16 protein-coding genes are annotated in these 16,899 nt (G+C 61.5%); 9 read left to right on the top strand and 7 right to left on the bottom strand.

All coding sequences use genetic code 11. The features are described from left to right. Positions 1 to 74: 74 nt before the first annotated feature. From HWX91_RS28360 to HWX91_RS28335, 6 genes are all read right to left on the bottom strand, one after another. Positions 75 to 401 carry a c-type cytochrome gene (locus tag HWX91_RS28360; protein ID WP_082094261.1) on the bottom strand — a complete coding sequence of 109 codons (327 nt, stop codon included), beginning with the start codon at positions 399 to 401 and terminating at the stop codon, positions 75 to 77. A 111-nt stretch (positions 402 to 512) separates the two neighbouring features. Further along, positions 513 to 2,306: an LVIVD repeat-containing protein gene (locus tag HWX91_RS28355; RefSeq protein ID WP_102857346.1), complete on the bottom strand. Its 1,794-nt coding sequence runs from the start codon at positions 2,304 to 2,306 to the stop codon at positions 513 to 515. A gap of 19 nt (positions 2,307 to 2,325) precedes the next feature. Continuing rightward, positions 2,326 to 3,366: a porin gene (locus HWX91_RS28350; protein WP_102857347.1), complete on the bottom strand. Its 1,041-nt coding sequence runs from the start codon at positions 3,364 to 3,366 to the stop codon at positions 2,326 to 2,328. 203 nt (positions 3,367 to 3,569) lie between these two features. After that, complete coding sequence (locus HWX91_RS28345) at positions 3,570 to 4,595, bottom strand: porin (protein ID WP_102857348.1); 1,026 nt, start codon at positions 4,593 to 4,595, stop codon at positions 3,570 to 3,572. A 191-nt stretch (positions 4,596 to 4,786) separates the two neighbouring features. Then, entirely contained in the window at positions 4,787 to 5,767 is a 981-nt protein-coding gene (locus tag HWX91_RS28340) for a 2-hydroxyacid dehydrogenase (protein WP_102857349.1), read from the bottom strand. Further along, positions 5,764 to 6,192, bottom strand: a complete 429-nt coding sequence (locus tag HWX91_RS28335; protein ID WP_028646208.1) for a VOC family protein — start codon at positions 6,190 to 6,192, stop codon at positions 5,764 to 5,766. Before HWX91_RS28335 ends, HWX91_RS28340 begins: the two co-directional genes overlap by 4 nt. 217 nt (positions 6,193 to 6,409) lie before the next feature. Here HWX91_RS28335 and HWX91_RS28330 point away from each other — a divergent pair, with 217 nt between their 5' ends. Both HWX91_RS28330 and HWX91_RS28325 read left to right on the top strand, forming a co-directional pair. Next, the gene (locus tag HWX91_RS28330) at positions 6,410 to 7,366 is read left to right on the top strand and encodes an alpha/beta hydrolase (RefSeq protein ID WP_102857350.1); all 957 of its coding nucleotides are present in this window, start codon (positions 6,410 to 6,412) and stop codon (positions 7,364 to 7,366) included. Positions 7,367 to 7,411: 45 nt separating this feature from the next. Beyond that, positions 7,412 to 8,359 carry a dihydrodipicolinate synthase family protein gene (locus HWX91_RS28325; protein WP_102857351.1) on the top strand — a complete coding sequence of 316 codons (948 nt, stop codon included), beginning with the start codon at positions 7,412 to 7,414 and terminating at the stop codon, positions 8,357 to 8,359. 119 nt (positions 8,360 to 8,478) lie between these two features. Here the strand turns inward: HWX91_RS28325 and HWX91_RS28320 are convergent, their stop codons facing one another. Then, positions 8,479 to 9,138: a GntR family transcriptional regulator gene (locus HWX91_RS28320; protein ID WP_030103452.1), complete on the bottom strand. Its 660-nt coding sequence runs from the start codon at positions 9,136 to 9,138 to the stop codon at positions 8,479 to 8,481. Positions 9,139 to 9,391: 253 nt separating this feature from the next. Here HWX91_RS28320 and HWX91_RS28315 point away from each other — a divergent pair, with 253 nt between their 5' ends. The 7 genes from HWX91_RS28315 to wecB all read left to right on the top strand — a co-directional run bounded on the left by HWX91_RS28315 (position 9,392) and on the right by wecB (position 16,872). Further along, positions 9,392 to 10,312 carry a fumarylacetoacetate hydrolase family protein gene (locus HWX91_RS28315; RefSeq protein ID WP_102857352.1) on the top strand — a complete coding sequence of 307 codons (921 nt, stop codon included), beginning with the start codon at positions 9,392 to 9,394 and terminating at the stop codon, positions 10,310 to 10,312. Between the two features lie 66 nt (positions 10,313 to 10,378). Continuing rightward, positions 10,379 to 11,410 (top strand): ABC transporter substrate-binding protein, encoded by a 1,032-nt coding sequence (locus HWX91_RS28310; protein ID WP_102857353.1) that lies wholly within the window; start codon positions 10,379 to 10,381, stop codon positions 11,408 to 11,410. An 84-nt stretch (positions 11,411 to 11,494) separates the two neighbouring features. Beyond that, positions 11,495 to 12,112 carry a VOC family protein gene (locus HWX91_RS28305; protein WP_028646310.1) on the top strand — a complete coding sequence of 206 codons (618 nt, stop codon included), beginning with the start codon at positions 11,495 to 11,497 and terminating at the stop codon, positions 12,110 to 12,112. A 12-nt stretch (positions 12,113 to 12,124) separates the two neighbouring features. Then, positions 12,125 to 12,868, top strand: coding sequence for an ABC transporter permease (locus HWX91_RS28300; RefSeq protein WP_028646379.1), 744 nt, complete (start codon positions 12,125 to 12,127; stop codon positions 12,866 to 12,868). After that, positions 12,868 to 13,719 carry an ABC transporter ATP-binding protein gene (locus tag HWX91_RS28295; RefSeq protein WP_102857354.1) on the top strand — a complete coding sequence of 284 codons (852 nt, stop codon included), beginning with the start codon at positions 12,868 to 12,870 and terminating at the stop codon, positions 13,717 to 13,719. Before HWX91_RS28300 ends, HWX91_RS28295 begins: the two co-directional genes overlap by 1 nt. A gap of 912 nt (positions 13,720 to 14,631) precedes the next feature. Then, complete coding sequence (locus HWX91_RS28290) at positions 14,632 to 15,135, top strand: 2-thiouracil desulfurase family protein (RefSeq protein WP_102857355.1); 504 nt, start codon at positions 14,632 to 14,634, stop codon at positions 15,133 to 15,135. A 549-nt stretch (positions 15,136 to 15,684) separates the two neighbouring features. After that, positions 15,685 to 16,872, top strand: a complete 1,188-nt coding sequence (wecB, locus tag HWX91_RS28285) for a non-hydrolyzing UDP-N-acetylglucosamine 2-epimerase (RefSeq protein ID WP_102857356.1) — start codon at positions 15,685 to 15,687, stop codon at positions 16,870 to 16,872. Positions 16,873 to 16,899: the final 27 nt, after the last annotated feature.

Genomic DNA, 16,899 nt, shown 5'->3' with positions numbered 1-16,899 from the left:
CCAGAACAGACCACTCACACGGCAAGGCACCGCCCAAAAACCCAGACCAACAACAAACCCGCCGAGCAGGCTCCTTATTTAATCCCCAAAATCCACCGAGCAAACCTCTCAGCGTCAGCATCCGAAATCGCATTGGCCGGCATCGCGGCCCCTGTACCCCACTTCCCGGAACTCCCCTCCAACATACTCTTCTTCAGCTTCGCGACCGCATCAGACTCCCCCCGATATCGCTCCGCGATAGCCCGAAACGGCGGCCCGACCTTGGTCGTGTCAATCGAGTGACAAGCGCGGCAAGTCTGCTCGCTAGCAGAAACCCCACTCGCAATACCAATCCCACCTCCGGGCGTCGCAGCAAACGAACTCCCACCCAAAACCCCAGCCAGCGCAGCAACAAAAACCATTCCTCTCACAATCCCACTCCAGTAAAAAACAAAAAACCCCGCCGGCGAAAACCACCGGCAGGGCAAAGCGCTCGACAAATCATCAAGAGAAAAGAAACAAACCCAATCGCATCACCGCGGCGGCCACGGTTTGGACGGCGCGCCAATCACCGGCTTACCCAGCAACGGCGTCGACAATGCATACGCCCCATTCTCCGTAAAGGCCCAAATGATGTTGCGGTCATACTCGGTATAAATCGCCAGCACACCCTTGCCGAGGGTATAACTCGGCAGCTCGCTCTCGTCCGCCAACGCCGGCACAAAATACCCGGCGATAGTCGGCTTCTCCGGATTGCGTACGTCGAAAATCTGCACGCCGGCGTTATAGAACGAATACGGAATCACACCCTGACGCGCACCACCCGGCTGACCAATCGCGTTCGAACGCTTAGGACCGAAGTTGCCGCCACGCTGGCAGAAACTCGTGAACGGCGCACCCTCAGGCGGTGTCGGCTGCGGCAGCTTGCCCGCTACCTTCAGATGCGACGGATCGCGAGCATCGACGACGAAAATGTCCTTGTACGGCTCGTAGCAATCGCGGTTCATCGGATAACCACTCGTCAGCACGAAGCCCGTGCGTTCGTACTGGCTGACGTCGGCATTGTCGTACTCGGTACCCGCAAAGCTCGGCGCCGTATTCACGTTGCCAAGAATCTTCGGCTGCGCCGGATTGGACAGGTCGAATGAATAAAGACCCAGACCGCCCATCGCGCCGAAACCAATCTTGCCGCCTTGTTCCAAAGGCTTGGGCAAGAAGATTGGAATCCGTGAACCCATCCACGAAGTGCGATTGCCGGCGCGCGGGTTCAGCAGATAAGCCTGCTCGTCAGCTTCATTGCCGACTTTCTGTCCCGGCACCGAGATCTGCGAGACGAACTTCGGATCGGCGGGGTCCGACATGTCCCAAACCTGATAACCCGGCGAATACAGATAGTTCGGGTACTCGGTCAGCGCGTAGCTGTCATCCGGCGCGGCCGACAGGATCATGTACTTGCCGCCGTAATATTCCGGCGCGTCAAGCGAGCCCGAACCCTGCTGCTGGCCGACCGGCGCATCGGGATGCTTGTAGTCGGTCGTGCGCGTGGCGATCAGCTTCCATTGGCTCGGCAGCGGGCCGTCCATTTCGAAGACCTTGAAGCCCTTGAGCGAGTTGTAGTGGCGCTGCGCTTCAACCTTATCCGGCTGCTCGCTCTTGTCGGTCATCAGACCGTAGCGGCCAATTTCGAACGAGGCAACCAGCACGGGCTTGCCGAGCTTCTTGCTCCATACGATCGTGGCGCCGCCGAGATAGTCATGCACGTTGTTCGGATCGAACTTCTCGGTCGGTCCCTTCGGTCCCCACGTGCCGCCCTGCGAAAACACGATCTTGCCGTTGGCGGGATCGGTGACGTCCATGATCCGCATATAGTCGCGATCGTGGATATAGAGGTAACGGCGGCCGTTGAAGTCGGCGATATTGTTCCAGGCGTGGAAGGGCGAGTCGACAAGAGGGTAGAAGGCCAGAACCTTGACGTCCTTGGCATAGCTCTTCTTGTCCCATGTGGTCATTTCCCCCGGGAAGTGCTGGCCCTGATGCACTTCAGGAGTGGCCTTCGGCCATACGAACTGGCCGGTTGCCGGGTCCATCCCGTAGTCGACGCCCGGCTTGAGCGGGGCAGGCCGGCGATCGGGCGTCAGGCGCAGCCACTGGGCAAGGTAGGGATCCTTGACATTCGGCGTACCGGGCGTCACTTGTGCAGCCGATGCCGCAGCGTCCGGCGCCGACGCGGCCGGCGCATTTTCCGTGGCGGCACAAGCCGCCGCGGACACGAACGTCAACAGGACGCCTGTTGCGAGAGTGGATTTGAAATTGCGTTTGCGAAGCATTGGCTTCCTCCTTTTTATATTAGAACGCGTGACGAATCCCGAACTGGAAGCCGCTCGGATTCTGTCCGCCGTTCGGATACACCTGGAACGTGACCGGATAGGGAACAGGCACATCATGCTGATGCGTCACGTGCGCGAAAGTCGCATACAGGTCGGTCCGTTTCGACAAACCGTAGATGTAGCCAATCACGCCACCGGTCGCGCTGGAAATGCTGGTGTTGTTGTCGTCGTGACGATGCACCACGCTCACGTACAGACGATTGCGCCCGTCGATGTTCCAGCGCGCGCCGATCTGTGCGTCCCACCCTTGCGAATTGAAGGCCACGTAAGGCGGATACGCGTAGTAGCCGTTGTACGTGTGATAGATAAACGTCGGCTCGAAACCGCCGAACTTGTAGACGGCGGAGAAATAGTTGTCGCGCGACGAATGAATCTGCGAGGACTTGAAAATATCGCGCGTGTATTGCAACTCGCTCACGGCGCCGAGGAAAACCGGTCCGTGCCGATATTCGATACTGGTGCTCAGGAAACGCCCCGCGCGCGTACTGTCGCCCACGCCGGTGGTCGCCATGATCCGGCCGGTGAAGCCGTAGAAGCTCGGCGTCTTGTACTGGATCGCGTTATCCACGCGATACGACGCGTAGAAGAACTCCATGTTGTTGACCATACTGAAGTCGGCGGCCCAGCTCGGATCGGCGTAGCCCGCAATCCAGTACGAGGGCGTGAACTGCCGGCCCATCGTCACTTCACCCCAGTTGCCTTTCAGGCCCACGAACGACTGGCGGAACTGCGTCGACTGCACGCCGGTGTTGGCGGAGAACATCGGCTCGACGGTGAACACGGCCTTGTTGCCGCCGCCCAGATCTTCGACGCCGCTCAAGTTGAAGCGTGAGTTGTTCAGGCCGCCGCTCGACATGCGGGTCACGTTTCCGCCGGAACCGGACGAGATCAGATGTTCGATGTTCATATCGACATAGCCCGACAGCCAGACGCTCGACTGCGCGTGTGCTCCGGCGCATGCAAGCATGACGGCGCCGGACACGAGTGCTTTCTTTTTCATTCAGTCTCCAAACCGATCGTTGTTTTTTTCGAGTGAGTGAGAGTGCTGTCGTCGCGCGCGACAGCCGCGGTTACATCCTTTTTCGTCGTGTATACACAAACTGAAGAAAATTATACCCACGGCAAAATTTGGATTCCGAGCTTTATTTTTTTATACAAAACAGCGGTTTAGTTATAGCGGGTTGACCCTGATGGCATCGCGCGTCAAAACAGATGCCTGATTCCGGCTGCATAGGTCATTGCGGTCCCAGAACCGGAAAGCTTGTCGTAGACGCTTACCAGGTAAAGATCGGTGCGTTTGGAGAGGAAGTAGTCGAGGCCCGCGGAGCCCGTATTGCGGCCGGTGACGGCGTTCTTCGGCGCGCTGCGGCGGGTGTACGACCATTCGGCGAGTGCGCTGAGTTGCGAGGTCAGCGGAACCGAGAGACCGGCTTCGTAGGTGTGTGCGCCGATGTCGGCCGCATCGGTACGCAGACCTTGCAGCGCGCCGTACAGTTTGAAGAGCGAAAAATCATAGGCGGCGCCGACGAGGTACGCGTTCTGTGTCGGCGACGCCACACCGGCGACCACCCGTGTGCGTTGTACGGTCGCGACAGCGGTGAGCGAGCCGCCTGCATAGAGGGTCGAGAGCGCGGCGTTGTACGTGCCGTTCGCACCCGCGAAACCGCCAGGCGCATACACCGCGGTGGTGGTCAGTCCGTTCAGGTTGGGGCTGGTGTACTGAATGCCGTTGTTCCAGACGGTATCGCCCGCAAGCGCACCGCCGTAAGGCGCGGTGAAGGTTTGCATGACCAGTGGCGAGAACAGGATCGAGGCCTGAAACGGATTGACCGCCTGCTCGGCAAGGTAGAGCAGATTGGTATGCCGGCCGAGCGTCACGCGTCCGAACGGCCCCGCGATACCCACGTATGAATTGCGTCCCCAGAACGGATCGGCGGCGGTGCGGCCGATGCCGCCGTTCGTCGGCTGGAAGAAGCTTTCCAGCACGGCGATCGCGCGATAGCCGGCGCCGAGTTCCTCGTTGACGCGGATGCCCCAGTAAGGTGCCGTCAATCCCGGGCTCTGTTCGGCGATGGCGGCGGACGGCCCGTTGCTCCGTTTGGTGCTGGCGACATCGAGCCCGACGAGTCCATACAGGGTGACGGAGGTTTGCGCTTTGACGGCATGGGACGCAAGTCCCCATGCGGCGGCGCAACTGAGCGCGAGCGCGCCCAGCGATCGAACGTTCATGGCGGATCCTCTTATGCGGTTGGGAACAGCGAGAGCACAGCGAGATTGCAACGGGACATCAGCAGAACACCGGCGGGACGGCGATGAGGCAACAACAGGACGGCAACAGGACGGCAACAGGACGACAGTGGGACGACAGCGGGACAGCAATGCAGCATCAGGTGGCGGCGCGACGCTGCGCCGCCACGTTTTCAGGCCGCGCGTACCGCGAATTCGATGGGAGCGCGTGCGAAGTGCTGGGACAGACTGGCGAGTAGCGCGTCTCGCTGCGCAATCAATGAAGCGGGCGAGCGGCCCGCGATGTGCGGGGTGATCAACACACCGGGATGATCGAGCAGGGCGGCCGGCACCTCGGGTTCGTCTTCGATCACGTCGAGCCCGGCACCGGCGATCGCGGCGTGAGCGAGCGCGTCGATCAACGCTTGCGTGTCGAGCACGGACCCGCGCGACACATTCACCACGTAGCCGTTCGGCCCCAGCGCTTGCAGCACCTCGCGATCGACCAGATGCCGGGTCGCGGCGCCACCGTTGCAGGCGATGACGAGAAAATCGCTGTCGGCGGCCAGTTCGATGAGCTCCGCGTAATAGCGGCCCGGCGCGTCGGCGTGCGGCCGGCGTCCGTGATAGCCGAGCGTCATGTCGAAGCCCTGCGCGCGCGCCGCGATTAGCCGGCCGATGCGCCCCATTCCAAGCAGCCCGAGGCGTGCACCCGTCAAGGTGGGCCGCTCGGCACGCGAGGCCTGCCAACGCCCGGCACGCACCGCGTCGGTGAGCGGCGCATAGCCGCGTGCGAGCGCGAGCAGCAGACCGATTGCGTGATCGGCGACGGTCGCCGCATTCGCGCCGGGTGCATGGGTTACCACGATGCCGCGCCGCGTGGCGGCGGCCACGTCGACGTTCTCGTAGCCGGCGCCGAACGCGCTGACGATCTCCAGCGCGGGCAGCGCGGCCATCTGCGCAGCGGATAAGCCGGTCGAGCCGTTGGTTACCACCGCGCGCAGGTTCGCCGGATCGACCTCGGCCGACAAGGCCGCGTCCCACCCGTCGGGATGATAGTGAAGCGTATAGCCGCGCCGCAGCGCATCCAGTGTCGCGTCCGGCAGTGCGATCAGCGCGAGCACATGCGTGCTGCTCGCGCTCTCGTTGACGTTGGCGCTGACAGGCGCGCTCATGCTTGTGGATCGGCGGCTTGTGCGGCAGGCGCGACTTCCTTCACCGCACCTTTCCAGCCGTTTTCGGTGATGTCGAACACGGTGCCGTCGGGCATGCGGTATTTCACTTCGTAGAACACGTTCGGATCTTTCTCGTGGCGTCCCGTCAGATACGTGCCGCCCGCCGCGACCACGCGCGCCGCGGTGTCTTCGACGCTGTCCACCCACATGCCGAAGTGAATCACGCCGCGCACGTCCTTCAGCCCCGCGTAACCGGGAACGGTCTCGTCCTTGAAGTTGAGGAGCGCCACGTTCATCGTGCCGTCCGTCATATAGATGCCGCGCATCGCGTTGCCGGCGCGGCGCATGCCGAATGCCTGTTCGAAGAATTGCGCGGCGGCTTCGGGATCTTCGACCGAAAGCGCGATGTGGCGGAGCTTGTCCATGAGATTTCCTAGGGTTGTCCTGCGTTGTTCTGCTGAGTGAATCGCCTGTCGGCGTAGAGAGGGTTGTCGTCACTTTGAATCAAGTGTGTCCGCAACTTCACCAGGTATACTACGTATAACAAATGTATACACAAAAACGATTTGATATACCAGAATGGTTCTCATACGTGGATCGGTGTTGTTAGCGCCGATCCGCCGCACTGTATGAGGACCACCGATGCACACCTTGCAGGAACCGTTGGGCAGTCTTTCCGCCACGCTCAGGCAGCGCTTTGCGCAGATCGGACCGGTCTGGGGGCGCGATATCAATGCGCATCGCGACCTGGTGATCGCCGCGTATTCGCCGCTGGTGGCTGCTGCGCGCGATGCGGGAGAGCCGCTCGAGGTGGCGCGCGATATCGCCTACGGTGGCCATGAGCGGCAGCGTCTGGATGTGTTTGCTTGTGCGCAAACGAGGGAGAAGGGCAACGCCGATGTCATGCTGTTCGTCCACGGCGGTGCGTTCCTGCGCGGCAGCAAGAGCTTCAACGGACTCATTTACGACAACGTGTCGCGCTGGTTCGCCCGGCAGGGTTGTGTCGCGCTGAACGTCGAATACCGGCTCGCGCCTGAAGCGCCATATCCCGCCGGCGCGGACGACGTCGCCGCTGCACTCGCGTGGGCACAGAAACACGTCGCCGGTTTCGGCGGCAATCCGCAAAGGATCTTTCTGGTCGGACATTCGGCGGGCGGTGCGCATGTCGCCACGTATCTGTGCGATCCGCTGTATGCCGCGCTGCGTGAAGGCGCTTCGGCTGTCGCCGGTGCGGTGTTGATCAGCGCCCGGCTGGCCGCCGACGTGCGGCCCGATAACCCGAACGCAGCCGGTGTGCGCGCCTATTTCGGCGCGGACGAAACGCGCTACGCCGTGCGCTCGCCGCTGAGCCATGCGGCGCATTTCGACACGCCGCTGATGGTGGTCGTCGCCGAATACGAGAACCCTTATCTGGACGCTTACGGCGCGGCTTTCTTCGAGCGCGTTCTGCTGGCGCGTCAACGTGCCGGCGACGGCGCGCCCAAACGCGCACCGCGCTTCGTGCAGATGCTGCGGCACAACCACACATCGGTGGTCGCGCATTTCGATTCGGGCGAGACCTTGTTAGGCGACGCGATGCTCGATTTTTTCAGCGCCTGATTGTCCACGTCTACGCCTATCCGTCCAGCTAATCAGGAGATCCGCATGTCCGTAAGCCGTCTATCTGCTTTTGCCAAACCACGCGTGTTTGCGCCGGTGGTTACGCCGTTCACCGCCGGGCCGGATGTCGATGCAGCGCGCTTTGTCGCGTTTTGCCGGTGGCTGGTCGGGCAGGGCGCCGGCCTCGCGCTGTTCGGCACGAATAGCGAAGCGAATTCGCTGAGCCTTGCCGAACGCCACACATTGCTGGATCAGGTGCTCGAAGCCGGTATCGACCCCGCCCAGATGCTGCCCGGCACCGGTGCATGCGCGTTGCCTGACGCGATCGCCTTGACCCGTCACGCGGCCGAAGCCGGCTGCGCCGGCGCCTTGATGCTGCCGCCGTTCTTCTATAAAGGTGTCAGCGACGACGGCCTGTTCGCGTACTACTCGGACGTGATCCAGGCCGTCGGCTCGGATCAGTTGCGCGTGCTGCTGTATCACATCCCGCAGTTCACCGGCGTGCCGATCACCCATACGCTGATCGAGCGGCTGATCGCGGCGTATCCGCAAACCGTGGTCGGCATCAAGGACAGTTCAGGCGACTGGGCCAACACCGCGGCGATGCTTGAGAAGTTTCCCGGCTTCGCCGTGTTTCCCGCGTCCGAGGCTTTGCTCGGCAAAGCGCTGCCGCTGGGCGCGGCCGGCTGCATTTCGGCTACCGCGAATATTCAGCCGCATGCGATCGCGAGTCTGCTGAACGCGGCGACGCTGGAAGAAAGGGCGATATGGGAAGGCAAGGTCGCGATGGTTCGCCTCGCCGTGCAAGCACAACCGATGATCCCCGCGTTGAAAAGCATCGTCGCGCACTTTGCACACGACCCGGAGTGGACGCGGGTGCGCCCACCGCTCACGCCGATGAATCCGGCGCAGTCGGGCGCGTTGTTGCAGCAGCTTCAGGCATTGGATTTTTCGATGCCGTCGGTGGCATCGCTTGCGGCGGTAGCTGCGTGAACGGGCCGCGATTTCAGCCGGCGCATCGGTGGCGAGCGGTGCCGCCCATGTCACCCATGGCGGCGGGGCAAGCCGCGAAGCGTCGGCAGCGTGCGCATGATCGCGCTACGTCCAGCGTTTCAGGCGTTTTCACGCTCGGTGCGTTGACGCTTGAGCCGGCCGAGGACGACGATAGACAGCCGCGCCGTATGGTCGCGCATCGCGTTGTACGCACGTTCCGGCTCGGAGTTGAGGATCGCGGAGACGATCTCGCGATGCTCGTCGGTTGCCGCCTCGAAGCGCGACGGCGAGGCTGGCTGCGCGGCGCGAAAACCCGCCAGACGCTGCCGCTGAACGGACATGATCGACGCCAGCGATTTGCTTTGCGCGCCCTTGCAGATCAGTTCGTGGAATTCGCGATTGAGCTGGAAGTACTCCGTTTCATCGCCGCGCGCGATCGCGGCGTTCATTTCGGTCTGGAGTTCTTCGAGCTGCTTCTTCTCGACGAGGCTCATACGCTGCGCGCTCAACCGGCAGCACAGCGCCTCGAGTTCGCACATCGCTTCGAGCATATCGGCCAGTTCGTCGATGCTGAACTGCGCGACCACCACGCCCTTGCGCGGCGTCAGTTCGACGAGGCCACGCGCGGCGAGCTCGCGCAACGCCTCGCGGATCGGTGTGCGCGACGCGTTGAAGCGTTCGGCGAGTGCCGCTTCTTCGAGCTTCTGGCCCGGTTCAAGCGTGCCTTCGATGATCTCGTCGCACAGCAGGCGGTAAATCTTGGAGGAGAGCGTCGTCATCGTGATGGTTGTGGGTTGAGCGAAACCGTGAGCAAGCGGCCCCATTATGCGCCAGCGGCCCAACCGCCTCAATCGCCACCACGCATATCCGGCCTCTGTAAGCCCATGCAGTGTACGCGTGAACGTGTTCATGCCCCGATTGGTGTATACGAGAATTTCAATAAAAATACACAGATGACTGAATGTATACGAATTATTGAACCCTCGACCACAGCTAACTAATCCCCTACAAACGCAAAAAGCGAGGCAATACGTGACCTGGTTTGGTATCGCAACTTATGAATTGAACGGCCGCACGGCCACTGGCCTGGCGGTTGGCGACAAGCTGTACGACGCGCAGGCGGTATTGAAGCAAAGCGCTTCGGCGCTGCCGTTTGCCGACGTCGGCGCGCTGATCGCCGCTTGGGAGGCGGACGGTGCGGCGACCGTCGAACGGCTCGAAGCCGCTGCGCACGCGCTCGAGGCGGGCACGCTCGACGCCGCGCCGCTCGCCGGCCACACGCTGTGCGTGCCGTATCAGCCGCGCCGCATTTTCGCGGCGGCGTCGAACTATTACGAACACGCGCAGGAGATGGGAACCGAGCTGGCGCCACGCGAAGAGAGCACGCCGTACATGTTCATGAAGGCCGAGACGAGCGTGGTGCCGACTCTTGCGAACGTGGTGATTCCGCCGCACGCGGAGCGGGTCGACTGGGAGGTGGAACTGGCCGTGGTGATCGGCAAGGCCGGCCGCCACATCGCGAAAGAGGTCGCTTACGACTACATTGCCGGCTACACGATTCTCAACGACGTCAGCGCGCGCGACCTGAATCGCCGCTCCGACTATCCGTTCAAACACGACTGGTTTCGCGGCAAGAGTTTCGATACCTTTGGCCCACTCGGCCCGTGGTTCGTGCCGCGCGCGTGTATCGCCGAACCGCAGAATCTGCGCATGCGTCTCGCAGTGAACGGCGAAATGATGCAGGACGGCAACACGTCCGGGATGATTTTCAACATCGCCGAGCAGATCGAATATTTATCGACGATCCTCACGCTGCAACCGGGCGATCTGATCGCCACGGGCACGCCGACCGGCGTCGGCATGGGGCGAGGCATTTATCTGAAGGCGGGTGACGTGATGGTCGCTTCGATCGACGGGATCGGTTCGATCGAGAATCCGCTGGTCGCCGGCTGAGCGTCAGCAGGCTCCCGGTACTTTCCATTCACCCCACTCACTCCACTCATAGACGGGGAACACGACATGTTGCAGCGGATACGGCGCGCGGTACGACAGTGGGTTCGGCCACTCGGGCGGCGGGCTGCGTTGAGCGCGGTGGCATTGACCGCCACCGCGCTTTTCACGAGCGCCCATGGGGCCGACAAGGTGCGCGTCAATCTGGCGTGGCTGCCGCAGGGCAGCACCGGTGGCATCCTGCTCGCGCAGGCCAAGGGCTACTACCGCGACGCGGGTCTCGACGTCGGCGTGATGCGCGGATATGGCGGCCAGCGCACCGTCAATGAAGTGGACGAGGGACTGTTCGAGTTCGGCTATGGCGACCCCGTCAGCGTGATGCTGAACCGCGCGCATGGCGGCCATGCGGTGATGGTCGGCGCGATCAACACGCGTTGGCCCGGTGCGATGTGTTATCTCGAGCGGCCCGGCTTCAAGGTGACGACACTAAAGGATCTCTCGGGGATGACGCTCGGCGGCGGCGGTGCGTCGCCGGTGCAGAACATCATGCCCGCATGGTTGAAGCAGAACGGCATGGCGCCCGACGCGATCAAGACCGTGCGCCTCGATCCGGCCGTGATCAATACCGCGCTGCTGCAAAAGCGCATCGACCTGTCCGAGTGCTGGGAAGGCGCCAGCCTGCCGGTGCAAGCCGCGTTGGCGAAGCGCGCCGGACAGCAGCTTGGCAAGGTTTTCTACCGGGACTTTGGGCTGGACATGATGGGCAACGGTATTGTCACCACCGATACCTTTGTGGCGCAGCATCCCGACGTGGTCAAACGATTTGTCGCCGCGACTTATCGCGGTTATGCGCTGATGCGCGAGCACCCGCAGGAGGCCGCCGATGCGATTGCCGGGCTTTATCCGGTACTCGACAAGACGATCCTGTTGCAGCAGATCGTCGAGACCAACGGACTGATCGCCGACGATCCCGCGCAGCACAAGACCGGCTGGTTGCGGCCCGCGCGCATGGATGCCACCGCCGCGTTTGTGTCGCGAGCGTTCGGCACCGGCTCGAAGGTGAAGGCGGCCGATCTTTATACGAATCAGTTTGTCGAGTGAACCCTATTGGGGGTGACGCATCGTTGATACGGCGCGCTCACTCCAACCAGCCCGCGCGAGGCGTGGGCACTGAGGAGACAGGCAATGAACAGTTTGCGTCCGAAGCGGCTTGGGCACATGGTGCTGATGGTGCGCGACATCCAGAAGTCCGCGCAGTTTTATACCGACGTGCTGGGCCTCAAAGTATCCGACTGGATTGGCGATCAGATGGTATTTCTGCGCGCCGGCAGCGATCACCACGATCTCGCGCTCGCGCAACTGCCGAAAGATTCCGCCGATTTCAACGACCTGCCGCGCTATTCGCGCCCCGGCCTCGAGCACTTTTCGTATCTGATCGACAGCTACGAGGAGATGGAACGCTCGGTGAAGGTATTGCAGGAGCATGGTGTCGAGATCGTGCGTGGGATCGGCCGGCATGGTCCTGGCAACAACCTGTTCCTCGTTTTCAAGGACCCGGATGGCAACAACGTCGAGGTGTACTGCGAGATGACGCAGATCGGCGAGCGCGACGCACACGAGCCGCAGGTGTGGGAGCGCACGATCGAATCGTTCGACCAGTACCGCTTCGAACGCTTTGTCGTGCCGCCGCCACCGCATCTGGTGGCGCAAAAATCGGCGCAGGCAGCGGCGGCGACTGCGGCGTCGGGCGCCCCGCAAGATTCAACGAAAGCCGATCCGTCCAGCTCGGCTGATAGCGAATAATTCGGAACCCTCATGAAGCGAATGATCGAAACCGTCCTGTTCTGGATCGTGATTGGTCTGATCTGGGAATTCGGCGTGCGTTGGACGGGCACGCGGGACTACGTGCTGCCGGCGCTGTCGCAGGTCTTTGCGGCCGGTTGGGAGATGCGTGGACAGTTGCTGTCCGACACCTTGGCTACCGCGTGGGAAGTGTTCGCCGGCTTCGCGCTGGCGCTGGTCGGCGGCCTGACGATCGGCTTGCTGGCGAGCATGTCGAGCATTGCGCGGCGTACCTTGTTTCCGCTTGTCACTGCCTTGCAGAGCATGCCGAAGATCGCGCTTGCACCGTTGTTGATCGTGTGGTTCGGTTACGGCTTTGCGTCGAAGCTGGCGGCGGCCGTGCTGTTCGCGTTCTTCCCGATCGTGATCGCGACGATGGGCGGCCTCGCCGGTGTGCCGCGCAACCTGGACGAGCATTTTCGGGCGCTCGGTGCGTCGCAGGCCAAGACCTTCTGGTATTTGCGGTTGCCTGCCGCGTTGCCCGCGCTGATCGACGGTTTGAAGATCGCGATGCCGTTGGCGGTCATTGGGGCGATTGTTGGCGAGTTCATTGGGTCGGAGTCGGGGCTTGGGCACCTGATCGTGTTTGCGACATCGAATGCGCAGACTGCGTTGTCGTTTGCCGCGATCCTGATGGTGACCGTGCTGGCGATGCTGTTTTACTGGGCTGTCGAACTGGTTTCGCGCGGCGTGTGGTGGAGAGGAGTGACGGTCTGATGGCACTGGTCGACAAGTTGCGTATTGTGCAGCGCGCCGCGGCAACCGGCGCACAGGTTCATCCTTTGCATCGCGACGAAGCGGCGCCTGCGCTGATTTCCGTCGAACAGGTCGGTAAGCGCTTTGCCGCGCGGGGTGGGGCGGAGGCATTCAGCGCGCTTGACGATGTATCGATGCAGATTCGCCAGGGCGAGTTCGTCTCGATCCTGGGGCCGAGCGGATGCGGCAAGAGTACGTTGTTGCGGATGGTGGCGGGGTTGGTGCCAGCCGATGGCGGGCGGATTCTGTTGGGTGCCGAGCCGATTACCGCGCCGGTGGCGGATATTGGCGTGGTGTTTCAGACCAGCAATATGCTGCCCTGGCTGACCGTGGGGGCGAATATCCGGCTGGGCGCGAAGTTGCGGAATGTGCCGCGGGCGCAGGTGGAGGAGCGGCTTCCTGGCTTGCTTGAGACTTTGGGGTTGACGGCGTTTGCCGACCGGTATCCGCATGAGTTGTCGGGCGGGATGAGGCAGCGGGCGGCGATCGGGCAGATTCTGTTGCTCGAGCCGCGCGTGATGTTGATGGACGAGCCGTTTGGGGCGCTGGATGCGTTGACGCGGGACCGGTTGAATGTCGAGCTTTTGCGGATCTGGCAGCGCAGTACGCTGACGGTTTTGCTGGTGACTCATAGTATTCATGAGGCGGTGTTTTTGTCTGACCGGGTGTTGGTGATGTCGGAGCGGCCGGGGAGGGTGATTCACGATGTGATGATTGAGTTGGCGCGGCCCAGGGAACCTGATCAGGTTAAGGGTGATCCCCTGTACGGGGAGTATGTTTCGGTGCTTTCCAGGTTGATGGGGGTGTTTTAGGGGCTGCGCGGGCTATGGGGTTGGTTTTGCCTGCCCGGCAGGTGGGGGCCTTCGCGGCGCTTTTTGTTGGTGATCTGGATTTTGGGTGTTGGCTTGGTGTGGTAGTGGTCTGTTCTGTTGTTGGTCCTTTTGGTCTCTTGGCCTTTCCTTGATTTGTTAGTGGTCTATTAGCGTTGCCCCTGTGCGGGGCGGCACCTACTTTTCTTTGCCTGCCGCAAAGAAAAGTAGGCAAAAGAAAGCGGCTCAAACCGCTAATTCTTAAGCGGGTCCCCCGCGCAGTAGCGGTAGTGGTGCATCTGGAATCTGTGTTTTCGCACATTTCACCTCAGTGACAAGGCAGTCATACCTCCGGCGGCGCTGCGCGCGCCGATACCCAGTTCAAAAACCATCAGGTATGCCAAGCGTTGGTGAGGTTTCCCAGGCAGACCCGTCCGCGACGCACGTAGTGCGGAGTGGGAGCTGATGAGCCCTTTGTCAACGGCGTGGAGTGTGCGGGGGCACGGATTCCAGATGCACCACTACCGTGGCTGTGCGGGGGACCCGCTTATGAGCTGGCGGTTTGAGCCGCTTTCTTTTGCCTACTTTTCTTTGCGGCAGGCAAAGAAAAGTAGGTGCCCCCCCGCACAGGGGGAACGCTAATAGACCGATAACAAAGCAAGGAAAGGCCAAAAGACCAACAACGGAGCGGACCACTAACCCAGCAAGGAAAGGCCAAAAGACCAGCACAGGCAGATCCCAACGCCATAGGCAAACCACAGATACCGATACCAACACCACCGCCAACGGCAAAAAAACAAAAAAATCAGCATCCCTAACAACAGAATAAAAAAACCACACCAAAAACAACCGAACCAAACCCGATTACAATCCCTCCACCCCCAAGCCAGCCCGCAGGGCAAAACCTCATCTTTTATGCTGAAGATCCTGATCAGCGCCTGCCTGGTCGGCCACCCCGTCCGCTACAACGGCAAAGCCAAAGCCAACCCCATCCACGACACGTGGCTAACCCACTGGCAGGCCGAAGGCCGCCTCATCACCGTTTGCCCCGAAGTGGCAGCAGGCTTCCCGACCCCGCGGCCGCCAGCCGAAATACAACTGCGCCGTACCGGCGCCGACGTCCTCGCGCATCGCGCCATCATCAACGACAACACCGGCACAGACGTCACCGCGCTCTTCATCGCAGGCGCCCAGCACGCGCTAAACCGCGCAAAAGCAGAAAATTGCCGCTACGCATTGCTCGCCGACGGCAGCCCCTCCTGCGGCAGCACCTTCATCTACACCGGCAAATTCGACGGCCAAACCCATCCCGCCACCGGCGTCACTGTCGCGTTGTTGCAACAACACGGCATCCGCGTGTTCGCAGAATCGCAGATCGCCGAACTGGCCGCGGAAATCGAACGCGCCTCCAGCAACTGAGACACACTGTCAAATCGACCTGACAATTCGTGATATTGACCCGCTCACCCAAAATTCCCCGGTAACGTTTGCGTAGCCTTAATCAGCGGGAAATTCAAATCGAGGCAGCGAGACGGAGTAAATGTTAATCAAGATTTGACATTTACAAAATCTGAAAATTATTGATCTGGATTTAACCTTCCGATAACTATTTGGAAAACGTTTGCGCCGCTTAATCCCCCGGCTTCGTCGGCAAAAATCACGCCTTCAGGTCAGCAAGCCAGAGTATCAAACGCCGGATGCAGCGGAAATCCGTTGTAAAATTGCGGAAGATACACGCTAGAATGCGCGTCGATTCATCGCTAATGACCAATCGTTCAAACGATGTTCGCGTGAGTCCAGTCGGCAAGTAATTGCATCCGATCGAATCGTTTCCCGCGCAGACGGGAATCGCCGGTAATTACCGGCTCAAGGCCTGTCAGATCGGTAAATACGGGGAAGCAATATTAACGCTTGCTCCGCAATGCCTGCCGCCAATAAAACATTTGTGTGAGATGCGGGGTATTGCCAATGAGGATTCTGTCGATTTTCGGCACACGGCCGGAAGCCATCAAAATGGCGCCGTTAGTCAAGCAACTGGAAGCCGATGCCGGCATCGAGTCGATTGTTTGCGTCACCGGGCAGCATCAGCAGATGCTCGATCAGGTGCTCGAGCTGTTTCAGATCAAGCCGCATCACAACCTCGCGCTGATGACCGGCAACCAGACGCTCAACGGTCTGGCCTCGCGTCTGATCGCCTCGCTCGACGAAGTGCTCGCTGCCGTACAACCCGATCGCGTGCTGGTGCACGGCGATACGACCACCGCGTGCGCGGCGGCGCTAGCTTCGTTCCACCGGCGCATTCCAATCGGTCACGTCGAAGCAGGGCTGCGTACCGGCAATCTGATGCAGCCGTGGCCGGAAGAAATGAACCGCCGCGTGGTCGACGTGATGAGCGATCTGATGTTCGCGCCCACCGCGAGCTCGAAAGCAAACCTCGCGCACGAAACGCTGCACGGCAAGATCATCGTCACCGGCAATACGGTGATCGACGCATTGAACCTCACCACCGCGCGCATCGACCAGGACGCGGCATTGCGCGCCGAACTCGACGCACGCCTGCCGTTTCTCGATGGCGCGCTGCCGGTGCTGCTCGTCACGGGCCATCGCCGTGAGAGCTTCGGTGCGGGCTTCGCGAACATTTGCGCGGCCCTTGCCGAACTCGCGAAAACCAACACGGTGCAGATCGTCTATCCGGTCCACCTGAATCCGAATGTGCGCGGTCCCGTGCAGGAAACCCTCGGCACGGCGCGCAACGTTCATCTGATCGAGCCGCTGGATTACCTCGGCTTCGTGCGCCTGATGCAGCGTGCGTCAATCATCCTCACCGACTCGGGCGGCGTGCAGGAAGAAGCGCCCGCACTCGGCAAGCCGGTGCTGGTGATGCGCGACGTGACCGAGCGGCCGGAAGCGGTGGCGGCCGGCACGGTACGCCTCGTCGGCACGGAGCGCGAAGCGATCGTGCGCGCGGTGACAGGCTTGCTCGCAAACGCGGGCGAGCGTGACGATTTTGCGCATCGCGTCAATCCGTACGGCGACGGCCATGCATCGCAACGAATTGTCGCGGCGCTGAGCGGGCGTCCGTTCGACGAGTTCGTGAGCGGCGCAGCGGGCAGCACCGCGCAGCTTGCGGGCGCATCGGCCGTGCACGCACTGTAAGACTGATGTTCGCAGGCCGCCGTCGAT

It is taken from the genome of Paraburkholderia fungorum (genome assembly GCF_902833645.1).
In the GTDB taxonomy this organism is placed as follows: Bacteria; Pseudomonadota; Gammaproteobacteria; order Burkholderiales; family Burkholderiaceae; genus Paraburkholderia; species Paraburkholderia fungorum.
The sequence above is the reverse complement of the archived record's forward strand: the minus strand, read 5'-3'. Positions and strand labels throughout refer to the sequence as shown.

What these genes read in the sequence shown, in the direction of transcription:
- HWX91_RS28360 (WP_082094261.1), bottom strand. Translation starts at nt 401, where the DNA reads ATGGTTTTTGTTGCTGCGCTGGCTGGGGTTTTGGGTGGGAGTTCGTTT.
- HWX91_RS28355 (WP_102857346.1), bottom strand. Translation starts at nt 2,306, where the DNA reads ATGCTTCGCAAACGCAATTTCAAATCCACTCTCGCAACAGGCGTCCTG.
- HWX91_RS28350 (WP_102857347.1), bottom strand. Translation starts at nt 3,366, where the DNA reads ATGAAAAAGAAAGCACTCGTGTCCGGCGCCGTCATGCTTGCATGCGCC.
- HWX91_RS28345 (WP_102857348.1), bottom strand. Translation starts at nt 4,595, where the DNA reads ATGAACGTTCGATCGCTGGGCGCGCTCGCGCTCAGTTGCGCCGCCGCA.
- HWX91_RS28340 (WP_102857349.1), bottom strand. Translation starts at nt 5,767, where the DNA reads ATGAGCGCGCCTGTCAGCGCCAACGTCAACGAGAGCGCGAGCAGCACG.
- HWX91_RS28335 (WP_028646208.1), bottom strand. Translation starts at nt 6,192, where the DNA reads ATGGACAAGCTCCGCCACATCGCGCTTTCGGTCGAAGATCCCGAAGCC.
- HWX91_RS28330 (WP_102857350.1), top strand. Translation starts at nt 6,410, where the DNA reads ATGCACACCTTGCAGGAACCGTTGGGCAGTCTTTCCGCCACGCTCAGG.
- HWX91_RS28325 (WP_102857351.1), top strand. Translation starts at nt 7,412, where the DNA reads ATGTCCGTAAGCCGTCTATCTGCTTTTGCCAAACCACGCGTGTTTGCG.
- HWX91_RS28320 (WP_030103452.1), bottom strand. Translation starts at nt 9,138, where the DNA reads ATGACGACGCTCTCCTCCAAGATTTACCGCCTGCTGTGCGACGAGATC.
- HWX91_RS28310 (WP_102857353.1), top strand. Translation starts at nt 10,379, where the DNA reads ATGTTGCAGCGGATACGGCGCGCGGTACGACAGTGGGTTCGGCCACTC.
- HWX91_RS28305 (WP_028646310.1), top strand. Translation starts at nt 11,495, where the DNA reads ATGAACAGTTTGCGTCCGAAGCGGCTTGGGCACATGGTGCTGATGGTG.
- HWX91_RS28300 (WP_028646379.1), top strand. Translation starts at nt 12,125, where the DNA reads ATGAAGCGAATGATCGAAACCGTCCTGTTCTGGATCGTGATTGGTCTG.
- HWX91_RS28295 (WP_102857354.1), top strand. Translation starts at nt 12,868, where the DNA reads ATGGCACTGGTCGACAAGTTGCGTATTGTGCAGCGCGCCGCGGCAACC.
- HWX91_RS28290 (WP_102857355.1), top strand. Translation starts at nt 14,632, where the DNA reads ATGCTGAAGATCCTGATCAGCGCCTGCCTGGTCGGCCACCCCGTCCGC.
- wecB (WP_102857356.1), top strand. Translation starts at nt 15,685, where the DNA reads ATGAGGATTCTGTCGATTTTCGGCACACGGCCGGAAGCCATCAAAATG.